The sequence below is a fragment of the Microbacterium sp. NPDC055683 genome (genome assembly GCF_053617895.1).
Window position 1 is genome coordinate 69573 of sequence record NZ_JBSHGQ010000012.1, and the last position, 15998, is coordinate 85570.

Below are 15998 nucleotides of genomic sequence, written 5' to 3' on the forward strand. Positions count from 1 at the left end.
CACTAGGCTAGGCCCGTGACGCCCGCCTCCCCGCTGATCGACGTGATCTCCCAGCGACTCGAAAGATTCTCCGCCGATCGCCTGGACGCGGCCGCCGATCTGGGAGACGACGCGGCCGGATTCGTCGCCTCCGCAGCGGACGCGCTGCGCGGCGGGAAGCGGCTGCGCGGGCGCTTCTGCGCGACCGGGTGGCGCGCCGTGCGCGGATCCGACGGGGCCCTCCCGGCGCCGGTCGTCGACGCCTGCGCCTCCCTCGAGGTGTTCCAGGCCGCGGCGCTCGTGCACGACGACATCATCGACAACTCCGACACCCGCCGCGGACGTCCCTCCGCTCATCGCGCGCTGCAGGCGCAGCACGCGTCGGCCGGATGGACCGGCGACGGCGACACGTTCGGGAGGTCTGCGGGCATCCTGCTGGGCGACCTGCTGCTCGCCTGGAGCGCCGACCTGTTCGACGACGCGCTCGACGGGATCGACGCGCCCCGCGCACGACCGCGCGCGGAGTACGCGCGGATGCGCGCGGAGGTGATGATCGGGCAGTACCTCGACGTCGCCGAGGAGTCGGCGTGGCCCCGCACCCCCGATGCGCAGCATGCCGGCCGGGCACTGCGCATCGCATCGCTGAAATCGGCCAGGTACAGCGTGCAGCAGCCGCTCGTCATCGGCGGCGCGCTCGCGGGCGGCGACGAGGAGCGGCTGTCGGCCCTCGCCCGCTTCGGGCATCCGCTCGGCCTCGCCTTCCAGCTCCGCGACGATGTGCTCGGCGTCTTCGGCGACGCCGTCGTCACGGGCAAGCCGGCCGGCGACGACCTCCGCGAGGGGAAGCGCACGATCCTCATCGCCTACGCGCGCGAGCGGTCGGATGCCCAGGGGCGTGCGCGGATCGACGCGCTGCTCGGCGACCCGGGCCTCGGCGCGGACGAGATCGAGGAGCTCCGCGCGGTCATCGTCCGGACCGGCGCTCTCGACCGCATGGAGGCGCTCATCGACGCCCACGTCGCGGAGGCAGGGCGCGCGCTCTCCGACGCGCCGTTCGACGCCCGCACCGCGGAGGAGCTCGGCGACCTGCTCCACGCCGCCACGCGGCGCTCGGCCTGATCCGGTCGGCCTGATCCGGTCGGCGTCAGGCGAGGGTCTGCGCGACGCGGCGGACCTCGCTCTTCCGGCCTGCCAGGAGCGCCGTGATCGGGGCGACGCCGATCGTCGGCTCGGGCGCGAGGAGCCAGTCGATGGCCTCGTCGTCGCTGAACCCCGCATCGGAGAGGACGATCGCCGTCCCGCGCAGCGACGAGAGCGGCTGCCCGTCGACGAGGAAGACGGCGGGCACCTTGACGGGGCCCTCGCGACGCGAGCCGAGGAGGACGCGCTCGTCGAGGAGACGGCGCACGCGGCTCTGGGTCTCGCCGAGGATCTCGACGAGGTCGGGGATGGTCAGCCAGTCGGTGGGCACGACGTCAGGGTTCTCCGCAGTCACTCCCCCAGTTTCGCATCCCGGACGACCGTCTCGGCGGCCACGTCAGTCTCATCCGTCACATTCGCCACTTGCGGTACCACAGATCACGACAGGTGTCAGCAATTGACTTGATAACACTTCCGTGACAGCGTGAGATCGTCCGACCGTTGGGGGTACCACCGTGCATCGACCGTCTCCGCGCCGCCGGCGCGACCTGCTCACCGCCGTTCCCGTCGCCGTCACCGGCGCGCTCGCCGTGACGATCGCCGCTCCCGCGGCCGCCGTCGCCGCCGAGCCGAAGCCGCGCGAGACGGGCCGTCAGCTGCCGTCCGCGTTCGGCCACACCGTGGGCGCCCTCGCGCTCGCCACCGTGGCGAAGTCGGTGCCGACCGCCGTCTCCTCCGCTCCCTCGACCTACACGGTCGCGGCCGGCGACACCATCACGGGCATCGCCATCCGGCACGGGCTGCGCACGATCGACGTGCTGACCTGGAACGGCCTCAGCTGGTCGAGCACCATCTACCCCGGTCAGAAGCTGACCCTGGCCGCCTCCGGCACGGCGACGGCGCAGGCGGCCCCCGTCGCGGAGCTGTCCGTCTCGACCGAGACCAACCGCACGACCCACACCGTCGAGGCCGGCGACACCGTCTGGTCGATCGCGCAGCGGTACGACGTGCCGGTCGCCGACGTCCTCTCCCTCAACAGCCTCTCGTCCGACGCGGTGATCTTCCCCGGACAGAAGCTCGTCGTCGCGGGTGCCGTGGTCGTGAAGCAGCCCGCGCAGCCGGTGCAGGAGGCGCAGTCCCCCGCTCCCTCGTCCTCCGCCTCGGACGAGACCTACATCGTGCAGGCGGGTGACACGCTGTGGAGCATCGCCGACGAGCACGGCGTGAGCGTGAGCGAGCTGCTCGCGGCCAACGGCCTCGGGGGCTCGAGCATCATCTACCCCGGCCAGAAGATCGTCATCCCCTCGGCCGACGCGCCGGCTCCCGCCGCCGCCGACACCGAGACCCCGTCGACCGGATCGATCTACGACTCCCCCGAGGACCAGCTCTGGCTCGCGCTCAACGCGCCGCAGACCGAGAACGCGCAGATGATCATCCGCATCGGCCGTGAGCTCGGCGTGTCGGACCGCGGGATCGCCATCGCGCTCGCGACGGCGATGGTCGAGTCGTCGCTGCGCAACGTCAGCTGGGGAGACCGCGACTCGCTCGGCCTCTTCCAGCAGCGCCCGAGCACCGGATGGGGCACGGAGGAGCAGATCCTCGACCGCGATTACGCCATCCGCGTGTTCTTCGGCGGCCCCGGCGACCCGAACGGCTCTGCCACGCGCGGCCTGCTCGACCTCTCCGACTGGGCCGGCATGGAGTTCGGCGCGGCGGCGCAGGCCGTGCAGATCTCGGCGTTCCCCGACCGCTACGGCCGCTGGGAGAAGGCGGCCTACACCTGGCTGTCGCAGCTCGGCTGAGCCTCGCCGCGGGGCACCGGGATCGTCATCGACCCGTGACCGGCGCCCTGGCGCGGCGCTCGCCGGCGACTCAGGAGCCCTTCCGTAGACTTCGGGGGTGTCCATGAGTCCGCAAGCCGACCCCCTCATCGGGCGGCTTGTCGACGACCGCTATCGCGTGCGCGCGCGCATCGCGCGCGGCGGGATGGCGACGGTCTACGTCGCGACCGACCTGCGGCTCGAGCGGCGCGTCGCGCTCAAGGTCATGCACAGCCACCTGAGCGACGACAGCGTCTTCCAGAGCCGGTTCATCCAGGAGGCCAGGACGGCCGCGCGGCTCTCCGATCCGCACGTCGTCAACGTCTTCGACCAGGGCCAGGACGGCGAGCTCGCCTACCTCGTCATGGAGTATCTGCCCGGCATCACGCTGCGGGAGCTCCTGAAGGAGCAGCGGCGCCTCACGGTCACGCAGACCGTCACCGTGATGGACGCCGTGCTCTCCGGCCTCTCCGCGGCGCACCGCGCCGGGCTCATCCACCGCGACGTGAAGCCCGAGAACGTGCTGCTCGCCGAGGACGGCCGCATCAAGATCGGCGACTTCGGCCTCGCCCGCGCCACCTCGGCGAACACCGCCACGGGCCAGCAGCTGCTCGGCACGATCGCCTACCTCGCACCGGAGCTCGTGACGCGAGGGACCGCAGACACGCGCAGCGACATCTACGCCCTCGGCATCATGCTGTACGAGATGCTCGCGGGCGAGCAGCCCTACAAGGGCGAGCAGCCCATGCAGATCGCGTACCAGCACGCCACCGACTCCGTGCCGCGCCCCAGCGTCCGCAACCCCGGCGTCCCCGAGCAGCTCGACGAGCTCGTGCTGTGGGCCACCGAGAAGGAGCCCGACGAGCGCCCGCGCGATGCGGCCGAGATGCTCGACCGCCTGCGCGAGATCGAACGCGAGCTGGGCGTCTCCCCCATCCCCACCCGCACGGCCGCCGCGAGCCGCTTCCCCGAGGCCGTCGATGACGAGCCCGCGGACACGGGAGGCCAGACGAAGATCCTCCCCTCCGACGGCGCCACCGCCGTGCTGTCGTCGACGGGCGCGGTTCCGTCGGCCGACGGCGCCGACAACGCGCAGACACTCCGTCGTCGCGCGCGCGGACGGCGCACCCGCGGTGTCTGGGCGCTCCTCGCGACGCTGCTGCTTGCCGCGGGCTCCGCCACGGCGGGATGGTGGTGGGGCTCCGGACCGGGTTCGCTCATCGCCGTGCCGCAGGTGGAGGGGCTCGCGTTCGCCGAGGCCCAGGACGCGCTGGAGGACCTCGAGCTCGCCGCGACGGAGCGCCAGGAGAACACCCTCGACGTGCCAGCCGGCGACGTCATCCGCACCGAGCCCGGCGCCGGCGCCCGTGTGGAGCGGGCGACGGAGATCACGGTCGTGACGTCCGCGGGCCCCGCGTCCGCGGAGATCGCGGCTCTGGCCGGACTCACCGCCGACGAGGCGCGGCAGGTGCTCGGGGAGAGCGTGATCGCCGTCGCAGACGACGAGACGCCGCTCTTCTCCGACCAGGCGGAGGGCACCGTGCTGGGTGCCGTCGTGACGCCGGCCGCGGGCGGCGACCCCGTCGACTGCGCCGAGGGGTGCACCGTGCACGAGGGCGACAGCGCCCAGCTCACGGTGTCGATCGGCGCGCTGCCGAACGTGGTCGGGATGACCGCCGACGAGGCGGCGACGACGCTCGAGGCCGTCGGCGTGGGCACCGAGGTCGTGTCGGAGGAGTACAGCGACACGGTCGCCGCCGGTGACGTCATCTACTACCTCGAGCGGGACGGCGGCGGCAGCTGGCGGCCCGGCGACACCGTGCGGCTCGTGACGTCGCTCGGGCCGCAGCTGTTCGAGGTGCCCGACGTCGTCGGGATGACGCGCGACGAGGCCAAGGCGGCCCTCGACGCCGCCGGGTTCGCATATTCGTACAACGGCCTGTGGGACGCCGTCATCGACAGCTTCACGCAGGTGGTCGCGATGACGCCGGAGGGCCTCTCCGCGCAGCCCGCGGGGACGACGATCACGCTGACGATCAACGGCTCGTTCTGAGCCCGGCTCGGCGGAAGCCGATGCCGCCGACCCGATCGGCAGACCGGGCCGGCGGCGTGCGATCAGCGCTTCTCGAGCTCCTCGGCGACGAGGAAGGCGAGCTCGAGCGACTGCATGTGATTGAGCCGCGGGTCGCACAGCGACTCGTAGCGCGTCGCGAGCGTCGCCTCGTCGATCTGCTCCGAGCCGCCCAGGCACTCCGTGACGTCGTCGCCCGTGAGCTCGACGTGGATGCCGCCGGGGAACGTCCCCACGGCGCGATGCGCCTCGAAGAAGCCGCGCACCTCGTCGACGACGTCGTCGAAGCGGCGCGTCTTGTAGCCCGTGGGCGTCGTGATGCCGTTGCCGTGCATGGGGTCGGTCACCCACAGCGGCTGCGCGCCCGACGCCTTCACGGCCTCCAGCAGCGGCGGGAGCGCCTCGCGGATCCGCCCCGCGCCCATGCGCGTGATGAAGGTGAGGCGGCCGGGCTCGCGCTCCGGGTCGAGCTTGTCGATGAGGGCGAGCGCCGTGTCGGTCGACGTCGTCGGCCCCAGCTTGACGCCGATGGGGTTGCGGATGTGCGAGAAGTACTCGACGTGCGCGCCGTCGAGCTCGCGCGTGCGCTCGCCGATCCACTGGAAATGGCTCGACGTGTTGTAGATCTCGCCCGTGCGGGAGTCGATGCGGGTGAGGGGGCGCTCGTAGTCCATGAGCAGCCCCTCGTGCCCCGTGTAGAACTCGACGCGGCGCAGCTCCTCGAAGTCGGCGCCGCACGCCTCCATGAACTTGATGGCGCGGTCGATCTCGTGGGCGAGGCCCTCGTAGCGCTTGTTGGCGGGGTTCTCGGCGAAGCCCTTGTTCCACGAGTGCACCTCGCGGAGGTCGGCGAAGCCGCCCTGCGTGAACGCCCGGATGAGGTTCAGCGTCGACGCCGACGTGTGGTACGCCTGCAGCAGGCGCTGCGGGTCGGCCTGTCGCGACGCCGTCGTGAAGTCGTAGCCGTTGACGATCTCGCCGCGGAAGGCGGGCAGCGTCACGTCGCCGCGCGTCTCGACGTCGCTCGAGCGGGGCTTGGCGAACTGCCCGGCCATCCGCCCCATCTTCACGACGGGCATCGACGCGCCGTAGGTCAGCACGACGGCCATCTGCAGCACGGTCTTGACGCGGTTGCGGATCTTGTCGGCGGTGGCACCCGAGAACGTCTCGGCGCAGTCGCCGCCCTGGAGCAGGAACGCGCGGCCCGCCGCGGCCTCGGCGAGCCGGGCGCGGAGGGTGTCGACCTCGCCCGCGAACACGAGCGGAGGGAGCGCGGTCAGCTCGGAGGCGACCTCCGCGACGGCCGCCGGGTCGGGATACTCGGGCTGCTGCTTGATCGGCAGGGTCTTCCAGGCGTCGAGTGCATCCAGCGTTCGGGGCATTGTCCGATCGTATCGCGAGCGCGCGTCGCGCCGGTGCACGCGGTCGGCGTCAGGAGGCCGCCAGACGGCTCTTCACGGTGGAGGCGTACTCGTCGCTGTACTCCTGCCCCCCGAGCCGCTGCAGCGCCACGATGATCTCGTCCGTGACCGACCGGAGCACGTAGCGGTCGTTCTCCATGCCCGCGTAGCGCGAGAAGTCGAGCGGCTCGCCGATGACGACGCCGGGGCGCATGATGCGCGGCAGCTTCGCGCCGATGGGCATCATCTCCCCCGTGCCGACCATGATGACGGGGATGATCGGGACCCTCGCCTCGAGCGCCATGCGCGCGAGGCCCGTGCGTCCGCGGTACAGCTTCCCGTCGGGGCTGCGCGTGCCCTCGGGATAGATCCCGAGCAGGTCTCCGCGGCCGACCACCTGGAGGGCCGTGTTGAGCGCCGCCTCCGAGGCCGACCCTCCCGATCGGTCGAGCGGGATCTGCCCCGTTCCCTTCATGAACCACCGGGTGGCCCATCCCTTCAGACCCCTGCCCGTGAAGTACTCGGCCTTCGCGAGGAACGACATCGGACGGTCGAGCATGAGCGGCAGGAAGATCGAGTCGATGACCGACAGGTGGTTGCTCGCGAGGATCGCCGCGCCCTTCTGGGGGACGTTCTCCCTGCCGGTGATCCACGGCCGGTAGACCGCCTTCACGAGCGGCCCCACCACGATGTGCTTCATGAGCCAGTAGAACATGTGCCTCTCCCCTGTCGGCATGGCGGCGCCTGGAAGTCTAGCCTTGTAGGAACCGTGCACGTGCGGTGGGAGACCCATGCGTCGGCATATGCTGGCAGCACCCGCACCCGGTACCGAAGGAGATGCCGTGAACGAGACCTCGACGCCCGCGATCGTGCCGGCCGACCCCCACGCGAACGTGTCGGACCTCCTGGTCGACAGGGTCGCCGAGACGCCCGACCGCCCGCTCTTCGGCGTGCCCGACGGTGCGGGCGGATGGCGCGACGTCACGGCGCGCGCGTTCCAAGACGAGGTGGTCGCGCTCGCGAAGGGTCTCGTGGCCGCGGGCGTCCAGCCGGGCGAGAAGGTCGGCTTCCTCGCCAGGACGACGTACGAGTGGTCCGTCGTCGACTTCGCCCTGTTCTTCGCCGGAGCCGTCATGGTGCCCGTGTACGAGACGAGCTCGCCCTCGCAGATCCAGTGGATCCTGTCGGACTCGGGCGCGACCGCTCTCATCGTCGAGTCGGCGGAGCATGCCGCACGCGTCGAGGAGGTCCGCGGGGAGCTCCCGCTCGTGCGCACCGTGTGGCGGATGGACGAGGGCGCGATCACGACGCTGTCGGCCGGGGGCGCGGGCGTCGCCGACGCCGAGATCGAGCGCCGTCGCTCGCTCGCCGACGCCGACGACATCGCGACGCTCATCTACACCTCCGGCTCGACGGGCCGCCCCAAGGGATGCGTGCTCACGCACGGCAACTTCGTCGAGCTCGCGCGCAACTCGGCGCAGTCGCTGTCCGAGATCGTCCTGCAGCCGGGGGCGTCGACCGTCCTGTTCATCACGACGGCGCACGTGTTCGCGCGCTTCATCTCGATCCTCTGCATCCATGCGGGCGTCCGCACGGGGCACCAGCCCGACACGAAGCAGCTCGTCCCGGCGCTGGGGTCGTTCCGGCCGACGTTCCTCCTCGCCGTGCCGCGCGTGTTCGAGAAGGTCTACAACTCGGCCGAGCAGAAGACCGAGTCGGAGGGGAAGGGCCGCATCTTCCGCGCCGCCGCGAAGGTGGCCGTCGAGCACTCGCGTCGCCTGCAGGACGGGGAGCGCATCGGTCTCGGTCTGCGTCTGAAGTTCGCTCTGTTCGACCGACTCGTCTACGCCAAGCTGCGCGCGCTCATGGGCGGCAGGGTCCGCTACGCGATCTCGGGCTCCGCGCCGCTCGGCGCGCGCCTCGGACACTTCTTCCACAGCCTCGGCATCAGCATCCTCGAGGGCTACGGCCTGACGGAGACGACGGCCCCCGCGACCGTCAACCTGCCCGCGAAGTCGAAGATCGGCACCGTGGGCCCCGTGCTCCCCGGCGTCGGCGTGCGCATCGCGCAGGACGGCGAGGTCCAGGTGCGCGGCATCAACGTCTTCCGCGAGTACTGGCGCAATCCGGAGGCGACGGAGGCGGCGTTCGACGGGGAGTGGTTCCGCACGGGCGACCTGGGTGCGCTCGACGACGACGGCTACCTCTCCATCACGGGGCGGAAGAAGGAGATCATCGTGACGGCGGGCGGCAAGAACGTCGCGCCGGCCGCGCTGGAGGACCCGATCCGCGCCAACCCGATCGTCGGGCAGGTCGTCGTCGTGGGCGACCAGAAGCCGTTCATCGCCGCGCTCGTCACGCTCGACCCCGACATGCTGCCCGCCTGGCTCGCCACGCACGGCGAGTCCTCCGACCTCACGCTCGAGCAGGCGGCCGTCAACCCGACCGTGCGCGCGGAGGTCCAGCGCGCCATCGACGAGGCGAACACGCACGTGTCGCGAGCGGAGTCGATCCGCAAGTTCGCCATCCTCGGCACCGAGTGGACGGAGGCGTCGGGCCACCTGACTCCGAAGATGTCGATCAAGCGCGCGGAGATCGTCCGCGACTTCGCCGACGAGATCGCCGGCATCTACGACGCGCCGATCGCGACGACGAACATCGCGATCGGCTGACGCCTCAGACGAGCCAGATCTTCTCGCGCACCTCGCGCATGGCCGAGCGGCGGTCGTCGGGCGAGAGCCGCTTGAGATAGAGCATGCCGTCGAGGTGGTCGGTCTCGTGCTGGAGCATCTGCGCGAACAGGCCCTCGCCCTCCAGCACCACCCGCGCACCGTCGAGATCGACTCCCTCGACACGCGCATAGGGATGGCGGAGGGCGTCATGCCAGAGGCCCGGAACCGAGAGACACCCCTCCCCCGTGGGGACGGGCTCGCCGCGCACCTCCACGATGCGCGGATTGAGCACGTAGCCGATGTCGCCGTCGATGTTGTAGCTGAAGGCGCGCACGCCGACGCCGATCTGCGGGGCGGCGACGCCCGCGCGCCCCGGCACCTTCACGGTGTCGACGAGGTCGTCGACGAGCGCGCGGACGCCGTCGTCGACAGCCCCCACCTCGCTGCACGCCTGGGCGAGCACGGGGTCGCCGATGACGCGGATCTCTCGGATGGCCATGTGCCCGTCCCTCAGACCGCCGCGCGCGTGCGCAGACCCTCGACGACGCGTGCCGCGAGTTCGCGGGCCGCGTCGCGCGTGGACTCCTGGAGCTCGCCGAACGCGATCGAGCTGCCCGTCGCGAGACGCGGGTCGTAGGGCAGGCGGACGACGGCGCGCACACGCGTGCGGAAGTGCGCCTCCAGCTCGTCGAGCCGCACGAGCGGCGCTCCGGGGGTCGACTGGTTCAGGACGACGACGGCCTCGCGCACGCGGTCGGCGTAGCCGTTCGACTCGAGCCACGTCAGGGTCTCGCTGGCGAGGCGCGCCTCGTCGACGCTGAGGCCCGCGACGACGACGAGCTGGTCGGCGAGGCCGAGCGTCGCGCCCATGACCGAGTGCACGATCCCCGTGCCGGTGTCGGTGAGCACGATCGAGTAGTAGTGGGCCGCGACATCGGCGACGGCGCGGTAGTCGTCGTCGCCGAACGCCTCCGACAGGCGCGGGTCGGGGTCGGAGGCGAGCACGTCGAGGCGCGTCTCGTCGCGGACGACGTGCGCCGACATGTCGGCGTAGCCCTGGACGGACGCGCGGTTGCGCACCAGATCGCGCACGGTGCGGGTCGCGCTGCGGGCGATGCGCTCGGCGAGCGTGCCGCGGTCGGGGTTGGCGTCGACGGCGATGACGCGATCGTCGCGGGCGTCGGCGAGGGCCATCCCCAGGAGGGCCGTGACGGTCGTCTTGCCGACGCCGCCCTTGCGGCTCAGCACGGGCACGAAGCGCGCCGCGCCGTCGAGCGGAGCCGCGATGCGCGTCAGGAGCTCCTTGCGCTCGCGCGTGCGCCGGCTGTCTCCCAGGTTCACGAGCCGGCCGGTCGCGCGGTAGACGAGCTGACGCCAGGGCCCATCGGGGGCGGGGCGGCGGACGGCGCCGGTGTCGAGGAGCCGGTCGGCGGTCAGCACGTCGGCGCTCTCGCGCCGCGCGCTCTCGCTCACCTCTCCCGCGCGACGCGATGCGACCTCCGCAGGGCGCACGGCCGGGGCCGCCGGTACCGCCTGCTCGATGAACGAGGGGCGCGTGAGCGGCGGGCGCTCGTCGTCGGCTGCGGGCATGTCGGTGTCCTCCTGTCGGTCGAGATCGGCGGCATCCGCCGCGACCTCGTCGTCGTCTCGTGTCGCGGCGACCGAGCGGAGGAACGACTCGTACCCCGTCGGGAGGGCCGCGTCGCCGGTGTCCGCCTCGTCGGCAGGCTCCGCGAGCCCCGGGGCTCGGTCCCGGTCGTCCGCGTCAGCGCCCGCGTCGACCGTCACTTCCGCCTCGTCGTCCGCCGCCGGTGCGTCGGTCTCGTGGTCCTCTTCGCCGATGTCGTCCGAGCCGTCCTCAGGGGCGTCCTCCACGTCCTCGCCGACCGGCCCGTCGTCCTCGGGGAGGGGGGCATCCGCCTTGACGACGAGCTCCGCGTCCTCCGCGGTGGGCGCTTCGTCCTCGACGCCCGGCTCGTCATCCACGTCGACGATCTCGTCATCCACGACGGTCTCCGCCTGCTCCTCGGCGGGCTCCACGTCCTCATCGACCGGCTCGTCCTCGCCGACCGACTCCGCGTCCTCATCGACCGGCTCGTCCTCGCCGACCGACTCGGCGTCCGCATCGACCGGCTCGTCCTCGTCGACGGCGGGCTCGGCGTCCTCATCGACCGGCACGTCATCCTCGACGGCGGGCTCGGCCGCGTCTCGCGCGGCGGCCACGGCGCTCTCGTCGAGCTCGCCCGAGATGACGTCGAGGTCGTCGTCCGGCTCGTCAGCCGGCAGCTCGATGACGATGCCGCCGCTGCGGACATCACCCCCAGGCAGATCGTCGTCGACGACGTCGGCGTCGGGGTCCTCGAGGCGCTGAGGCAGCACGACGCGCACCTGCGCCGTCTGCGTGCCGAGGAGGCCCAGGGCCGTCGTGTCGATGCCGGCCTCGTCGAGGACGCCGTGGTCGTCGCCCGGCTCCTCCTCAGGCCGCCCGTTGCGGTCCGAACTCAATTCAGTCAACTCCCCATGCGGGGCGCGGCAGGCGCCGCACCCCGCACAAGGTTACTGGGCGGGTGCGACGACGACCAAAAGGTCGCCGGCCTCCACCTGCTGCGTCGCCGCGATGGCGATGCGCTCGACGACGCCGTCGACCGACGCCGTGATGGCGGCCTCCATCTTCATCGCCTCGATCGAGGCGACCGGCTGGCCGGCGCTCACGCGGTCGCCGGGCTCCACCTTGATCGTCACGACGCCGGAGAACGGCGCGGCGACCTGCCCCGGCCGCGAGGTGTCGGCCTTCTCCGTCTCGCGCACCTCGACGGCGATCGTCCGATCGCGGGCCGCGACCGGCCGCAGCTGCCCGTTCAGGGTCGTCATGACCGACCGGATGCCCTTCTCGTCGGCGGCGCCGATCGACTCCAGGCCGGCGTACAGCTGCACGCCCTTCTCCAGCTCGACGACGTGCTCGCGCCCGTCCTGCAGACCGTAGAGATAGTCCGCCGTGTCGAGGAGCGACAGGTCGCCGTAGGTCTCGCGCTGCTCCTCGTAGATGCGCGTCGGCTGCGGGAACAGCAGGCGGTTGAGCGCCCGGCGACGGGTCGCGGAGTCACCGTCGAGTGCGGCGCGGTCGTCGTCCGACAGGGGCGTCACACCCGTGCGCGCCGTGCGTCCCGCGAGCACCTTCGTGCGGAACGGCTCGGGCCATCCGCCCGGCAGGTCGCCGAGCTCGCCCGCCATGAAGCCGACGACGGAATCGGGGACGTCGTACGTGTGCGGGTTCGCGGCGAAGTCGGCCGGGTCGGCCTTCACGGCGGCGAGATGGAGGGCGAGGTCGCCCACGACCTTCGACGACGGCGTCACCTTCGGCACGCGGCCGAGGATCTCGTTCGCGGCCGCGTACATGTCCTCGATGAGCTCGAAGTCGTCCGCGAGACCGAGGGCGATCGCCTGCTGCCGGAGGTTCGAGAGCTGACCCCCGGGGATCTCGTGCGCGTACACGCGCCCCGTGGGCCCCGCGAGCCCGGACTCGAAGGGGCGGTACAGGTGGCGCACCGCCTCCCAGTACGGCTCGAGGTCGGACACCGCCCGCAGATCGAGACCCGTGTCGCGCTCCGTGTGCGCGAGCGCCGCGACGAGCGACGAGAGCGAGGGCTGGCTCGTGGAGCCCGCCATCGGCGCGGACGCCGCGTCGACGGCGTCCGCTCCCGCCGCGCTCGCGGCGAGCAGCGTCGCGAGCTGGCCGCCGGGGGTGTCGTGCGTGTGCACGTGGACGGGGACGTCGAAGTTCTCCCGGAACGCCGCGACGAGCTTCGCCGCCGCCGCGGGGCGGAGGAGCCCCGCCATGTCCTTGACGGCGAGCACGTGCGCGCCCGCGTCGACGATCTGCTCCGCGAGGCGCAGGTAGTAGTCGAGCGTGTAGAGGTCCTCCGCGGGGTCGAGCAGGTCGCCCGTGTAGCAGACGGCGACCTCGGCCACCGTGCTGCCCGTCGCGAGGACGGCGTCGATGGCCGGCCGCATCTGCGACACGTCGTTGAGCGCGTCGAAGATGCGGAAGATGTCGATGCCCGAGGTCGCCGCCTCGCGCACGAACGCGTCGGTCACCTCCGTCGGGTACGGCGTGTAGCCGACCGTGTTGCGGCCGCGCAGCAGCATCTGGATGGCGATGTTCGGCAGGGCGCCGCGCAGCTTGGCCAGCCGCTCCCACGGGTCCTCCCCGAGGAACCGCAGCGCGACGTCGTACGTCGCCCCGCCCCACGCCTCCACCGACAGCAGCTGCGGCGTCGTCCGCGCGACGTACGGCGCGACGACGGCGAGGTCCCTGGTGCGGACGCGGGTCGCGAGCAGCGACTGGTGCGCGTCGCGGAACGTCGTGTCCGTCACGGCGAGCGCCGTCTGCTCGCGCAGCGCCCTGGCGAACCCTGCGGGCCCGAGCTCGAGGAGACGCTGGCGCGAGCCGGCGGACGGAGGAGAGGAGAGGTCGACGTCCGGCAGCTTGTCGCGCGGGTCGATCGACAGCGGGTTCTCGCCGTTGGGCTTGTTGACGGTGACGTCGACGAGCCAGTTGAGGATCTTCGAGCCGCGGTCCTTCGACTCCCGACCCCGGACGAGCCCTGGTCGCTCGTCGATGAAGGCCGTGGACAGGTCGCCTGCGAGGAACGCCTCGTCGTCCAGCACGGCCTGCAGGAAGGGGATGTTCGTGCTCACGCCGCGGATCCGGAACTCCGCGAGCGCGCGACGGGCGCGGCGGACGGCCGCCGTGTAGTCGCGCCCGCGGCACGTGAGCTTCGCCAGCATGGAGTCGAAGTGGGGGCTGATCTGCGCGCCCGCGGCGGTCGTGCCGCCGTCGAGGCGGATGCCCGCGCCGCCCGGCGAGCGGTAGGTCGTGATCTTGCCGGTGTCGGGGCGGAAGCCGTGCGACGGGTCCTCCGTCGTGATGCGGCACTGCAGTGCGGCGCCGTGCAGCACGATGTCGTCCTGGTGGAGGCCGAGGTCGGAGAGCGTCTCCCCCGCGGCGATGCGCATCTGCGCCTGCACGAGGTCGACGTCCGTGACCTCCTCGGTGACGGTGTGCTCCACCTGGATGCGCGGGTTCATCTCGATGAAGACGACCTCGCCGGCGCGCGAGCCGGCGGTCTCGAGCAGGAACTCCACCGTCCCGGCGTTCTCGTACCCGATCGAGCGGGCGAACGCGACGGCGTGACGGTGCAGGTCGGCGCGCACGCCGTCATCGAGCCCCGGGGCCGGTGCGATCTCGATCACCTTCTGATGCCGGCGCTGCACGGAGCAGTCGCGCTCGAAGAGGTGCACCGTCTCGCCCGTCTTGTCGGCGAGGACCTGCACCTCGACGTGGCGCGGACGCAGGACGGCCTGCTCGAGGAACATGCGCGGATCCCCGAAGGCGCTGTCGGCCTCGCGCATCGCCTCCGCGAGCGCCGGCGCGAGCTCGTCCTTCCTCTCGACCCGCCGCATCCCCCGGCCGCCGCCGCCCGCGACGGCCTTCGCGAACAGCGGGAAGCCGATCTCGTCGGACTGCGCGAGGAGCGCGTCGACGTCGTCGGACGCGTCGGTCGAGCGGAGCACGGGGACGCCGGCGGAGACGGCATGCTGCTTCGCGGTGACCTTGTTGCCCGCCATCTCCAGCACGTCGGCCGACGGGCCGATGAACACGATCCCGTTCTCGGCCGCCTTCGCCGACAGCTCCGGGTTCTCCGACAGGAAGCCGTAGCCCGGATAGATCGCGTCGGCGCCGGACTCGACGGCGACGCGGATGATCTCGTCCACGTCGAGGTAGGCACGCACCGGGTGGCCCTCCGACCCGATCCGGTACGCCTCGTCCGCCTTCAGGCGGTGGAGGGAGTTGCGGTCTTCGTACGGGAACACGGCGACCGTGCGCGCGCCCAGCTCGTACGCCGCGCGGAAGGCGCGGATGGCGATCTCGCCACGGTTTGCCACGAGAACCTTCGAGAACATACGCCTCCTCGGCGACGACGGGCTGTACGGGCTCTGCGCACCGGCAGGCTGAGCTCGCCCCCAGCTTAGGGGAGGGTAGGTTGGACACGTGCACGTACTCAGCGTCAGCTCTCTCAAGGGCGGTGTCGGCAAGACCACCGTGACCCTCGGGCTCGCCTCCGCGGCATTCTCGCGCGGCATCCGGACGCTCGTCGTCGACCTCGACCCGCAGTCCGACGTCTCGACGGGACTCGACATCCAGATCGCCGGCCACCTCAACGTGGCCGACGTCCTGGAGAACCCGAAGGAGAAGGTCGTCCGCCAGGCGATCACGGCGAGCGGATGGACGAAGGTGCATCCCGGGGTCATCGACGTCCTCATCGGCAGCCCGTCTGCCATCAACTACGACGGACCGCACCCCACCGTCCGCGATGTGTGGAAGCTCGAGGAGGCGCTCGCGGCGGTCGAGTCCGACTACGACCTCGTGCTCATCGACTGCGCCCCCTCGCTCAACGCCCTCACCCGGACGGCGTGGGCGGCGAGCGACCGCGTGGCGGTCATCACCGAGCCCGGCCTCTTCTCCGTCGCGGCGGCCGACCGCGCGCTGCGCGCCATCGAGGAGATCCGCCGCGGCCTCTCCCCCCGGCTCCAGCCGCTCGGCATCGTCGTCAACCGCGTCCGTCCGCAGTCGATCGAGCACCAGTTCCGCATCAAGGAGCTCCGCGACATGTTCGGCCCGCTCGTGCTGTCGCCGCAGCTCCCCGAGCGCACGTCACTGCAGCAGGCGCAGGGCGCCGCCAAGCCCCTGCACGTGTGGCCGGGCGAGTCCGCTCAGGAGCTCGCCTCGGACTTCGACCAGCTGCTCGACCGCATCGTGCGCGCCGGGCGCATCCCGGTGCCCGACGAGCCGGACACCCCCTCCGACGAGGAGTGACCGGTACGGCGAAGGGCCGGCTCCCGCGGGAGCCGGCCC

At 72.0% G+C, this 15998-nt stretch carries 11 protein-coding genes; 5 read left to right on the forward strand and 6 right to left on the reverse strand.

Going from position 1 to position 15998, the window contains the following annotated elements; all coding sequences use genetic code 11:
- Nucleotides 1–15 precede the first annotated feature (15 nt).
- Entirely contained in the window at nucleotides 16–1098 is a 1083-nt protein-coding gene (locus ACWGPF_RS06980; protein ID WP_452332132.1) for a polyprenyl synthetase family protein, read from the forward strand.
- A 25-nt stretch (nucleotides 1099–1123) separates the two neighbouring features.
- Here ACWGPF_RS06980 and ACWGPF_RS06985 read toward each other — a convergent pair whose 3' ends face one another.
- Nucleotides 1124–1474 carry an Rv2175c family DNA-binding protein gene (locus tag ACWGPF_RS06985; RefSeq protein WP_452332133.1) on the reverse strand — a complete coding sequence of 117 codons (351 nt, stop codon included), beginning with the start codon at nucleotides 1472–1474 and terminating at the stop codon, nucleotides 1124–1126.
- A 160-nt stretch (nucleotides 1475–1634) separates the two neighbouring features.
- Here ACWGPF_RS06985 and ACWGPF_RS06990 point away from each other — a divergent pair, with 160 nt between their 5' ends.
- Together ACWGPF_RS06990 and pknB are read left to right on the forward strand one after the other, a co-directional pair.
- Nucleotides 1635–2921 carry a LysM peptidoglycan-binding domain-containing protein gene (locus tag ACWGPF_RS06990; RefSeq protein ID WP_452332134.1) on the forward strand — a complete coding sequence of 429 codons (1287 nt, stop codon included), beginning with the start codon at nucleotides 1635–1637 and terminating at the stop codon, nucleotides 2919–2921.
- Between the two features lie 97 nt (nucleotides 2922–3018).
- On the forward strand, nucleotides 3019–4992 hold the full coding sequence (pknB, locus tag ACWGPF_RS06995) for a Stk1 family PASTA domain-containing Ser/Thr kinase (protein ID WP_452332135.1): 1974 nt from the start codon (nucleotides 3019–3021) through the stop codon (nucleotides 4990–4992).
- 62 nt (nucleotides 4993–5054) lie between these two features.
- Here pknB and ACWGPF_RS07000 read toward each other — a convergent pair whose 3' ends face one another.
- Both ACWGPF_RS07000 and ACWGPF_RS07005 read right to left on the reverse strand, forming a co-directional pair.
- Nucleotides 5055–6392 (reverse strand): class II 3-deoxy-7-phosphoheptulonate synthase, encoded by a 1338-nt coding sequence (locus ACWGPF_RS07000; protein WP_345434692.1) that lies wholly within the window; start codon nucleotides 6390–6392, stop codon nucleotides 5055–5057.
- Nucleotides 6393–6441: 49 nt separating this feature from the next.
- Nucleotides 6442–7125: a lysophospholipid acyltransferase family protein gene (locus ACWGPF_RS07005; RefSeq protein ID WP_452332145.1), complete on the reverse strand. Its 684-nt coding sequence runs from the start codon at nucleotides 7123–7125 to the stop codon at nucleotides 6442–6444.
- Between the two features lie 88 nt (nucleotides 7126–7213).
- Between ACWGPF_RS07005 and ACWGPF_RS07010 the strand changes: the two genes are divergently transcribed.
- Nucleotides 7214–9082, forward strand: coding sequence for an AMP-dependent synthetase/ligase (locus tag ACWGPF_RS07010; RefSeq protein WP_452332136.1), 1869 nt, complete (start codon nucleotides 7214–7216; stop codon nucleotides 9080–9082).
- Nucleotides 9083–9086: 4 nt separating this feature from the next.
- On the opposite strand, the gene ACWGPF_RS07015 is transcribed toward ACWGPF_RS07010, so the two are convergent.
- From ACWGPF_RS07015 to ACWGPF_RS07025, 3 genes are read right to left on the reverse strand one after another with little or no spacing between them, the layout of a single operon-like run.
- Nucleotides 9087–9581 carry a peptide deformylase gene (locus ACWGPF_RS07015; protein WP_452332137.1) on the reverse strand — a complete coding sequence of 165 codons (495 nt, stop codon included), beginning with the start codon at nucleotides 9579–9581 and terminating at the stop codon, nucleotides 9087–9089.
- Between the two features lie 11 nt (nucleotides 9582–9592).
- Entirely contained in the window at nucleotides 9593–11596 is a 2004-nt protein-coding gene (locus ACWGPF_RS07020) for a nucleotide-binding protein (protein ID WP_452332138.1), read from the reverse strand.
- Nucleotides 11597–11638: 42 nt separating this feature from the next.
- Nucleotides 11639–15046 carry a pyruvate carboxylase gene (locus ACWGPF_RS07025; protein ID WP_452332139.1) on the reverse strand — a complete coding sequence of 1136 codons (3408 nt, stop codon included), beginning with the start codon at nucleotides 15044–15046 and terminating at the stop codon, nucleotides 11639–11641.
- Between the two features lie 88 nt (nucleotides 15047–15134).
- Between ACWGPF_RS07025 and ACWGPF_RS07030 the strand changes: the two genes are divergently transcribed.
- Complete coding sequence (locus tag ACWGPF_RS07030) at nucleotides 15135–15959, forward strand: ParA family protein (protein ID WP_452332140.1); 825 nt, start codon at nucleotides 15135–15137, stop codon at nucleotides 15957–15959.
- The last annotated feature ends 39 nt before the right edge of the window (nucleotides 15960–15998 follow it).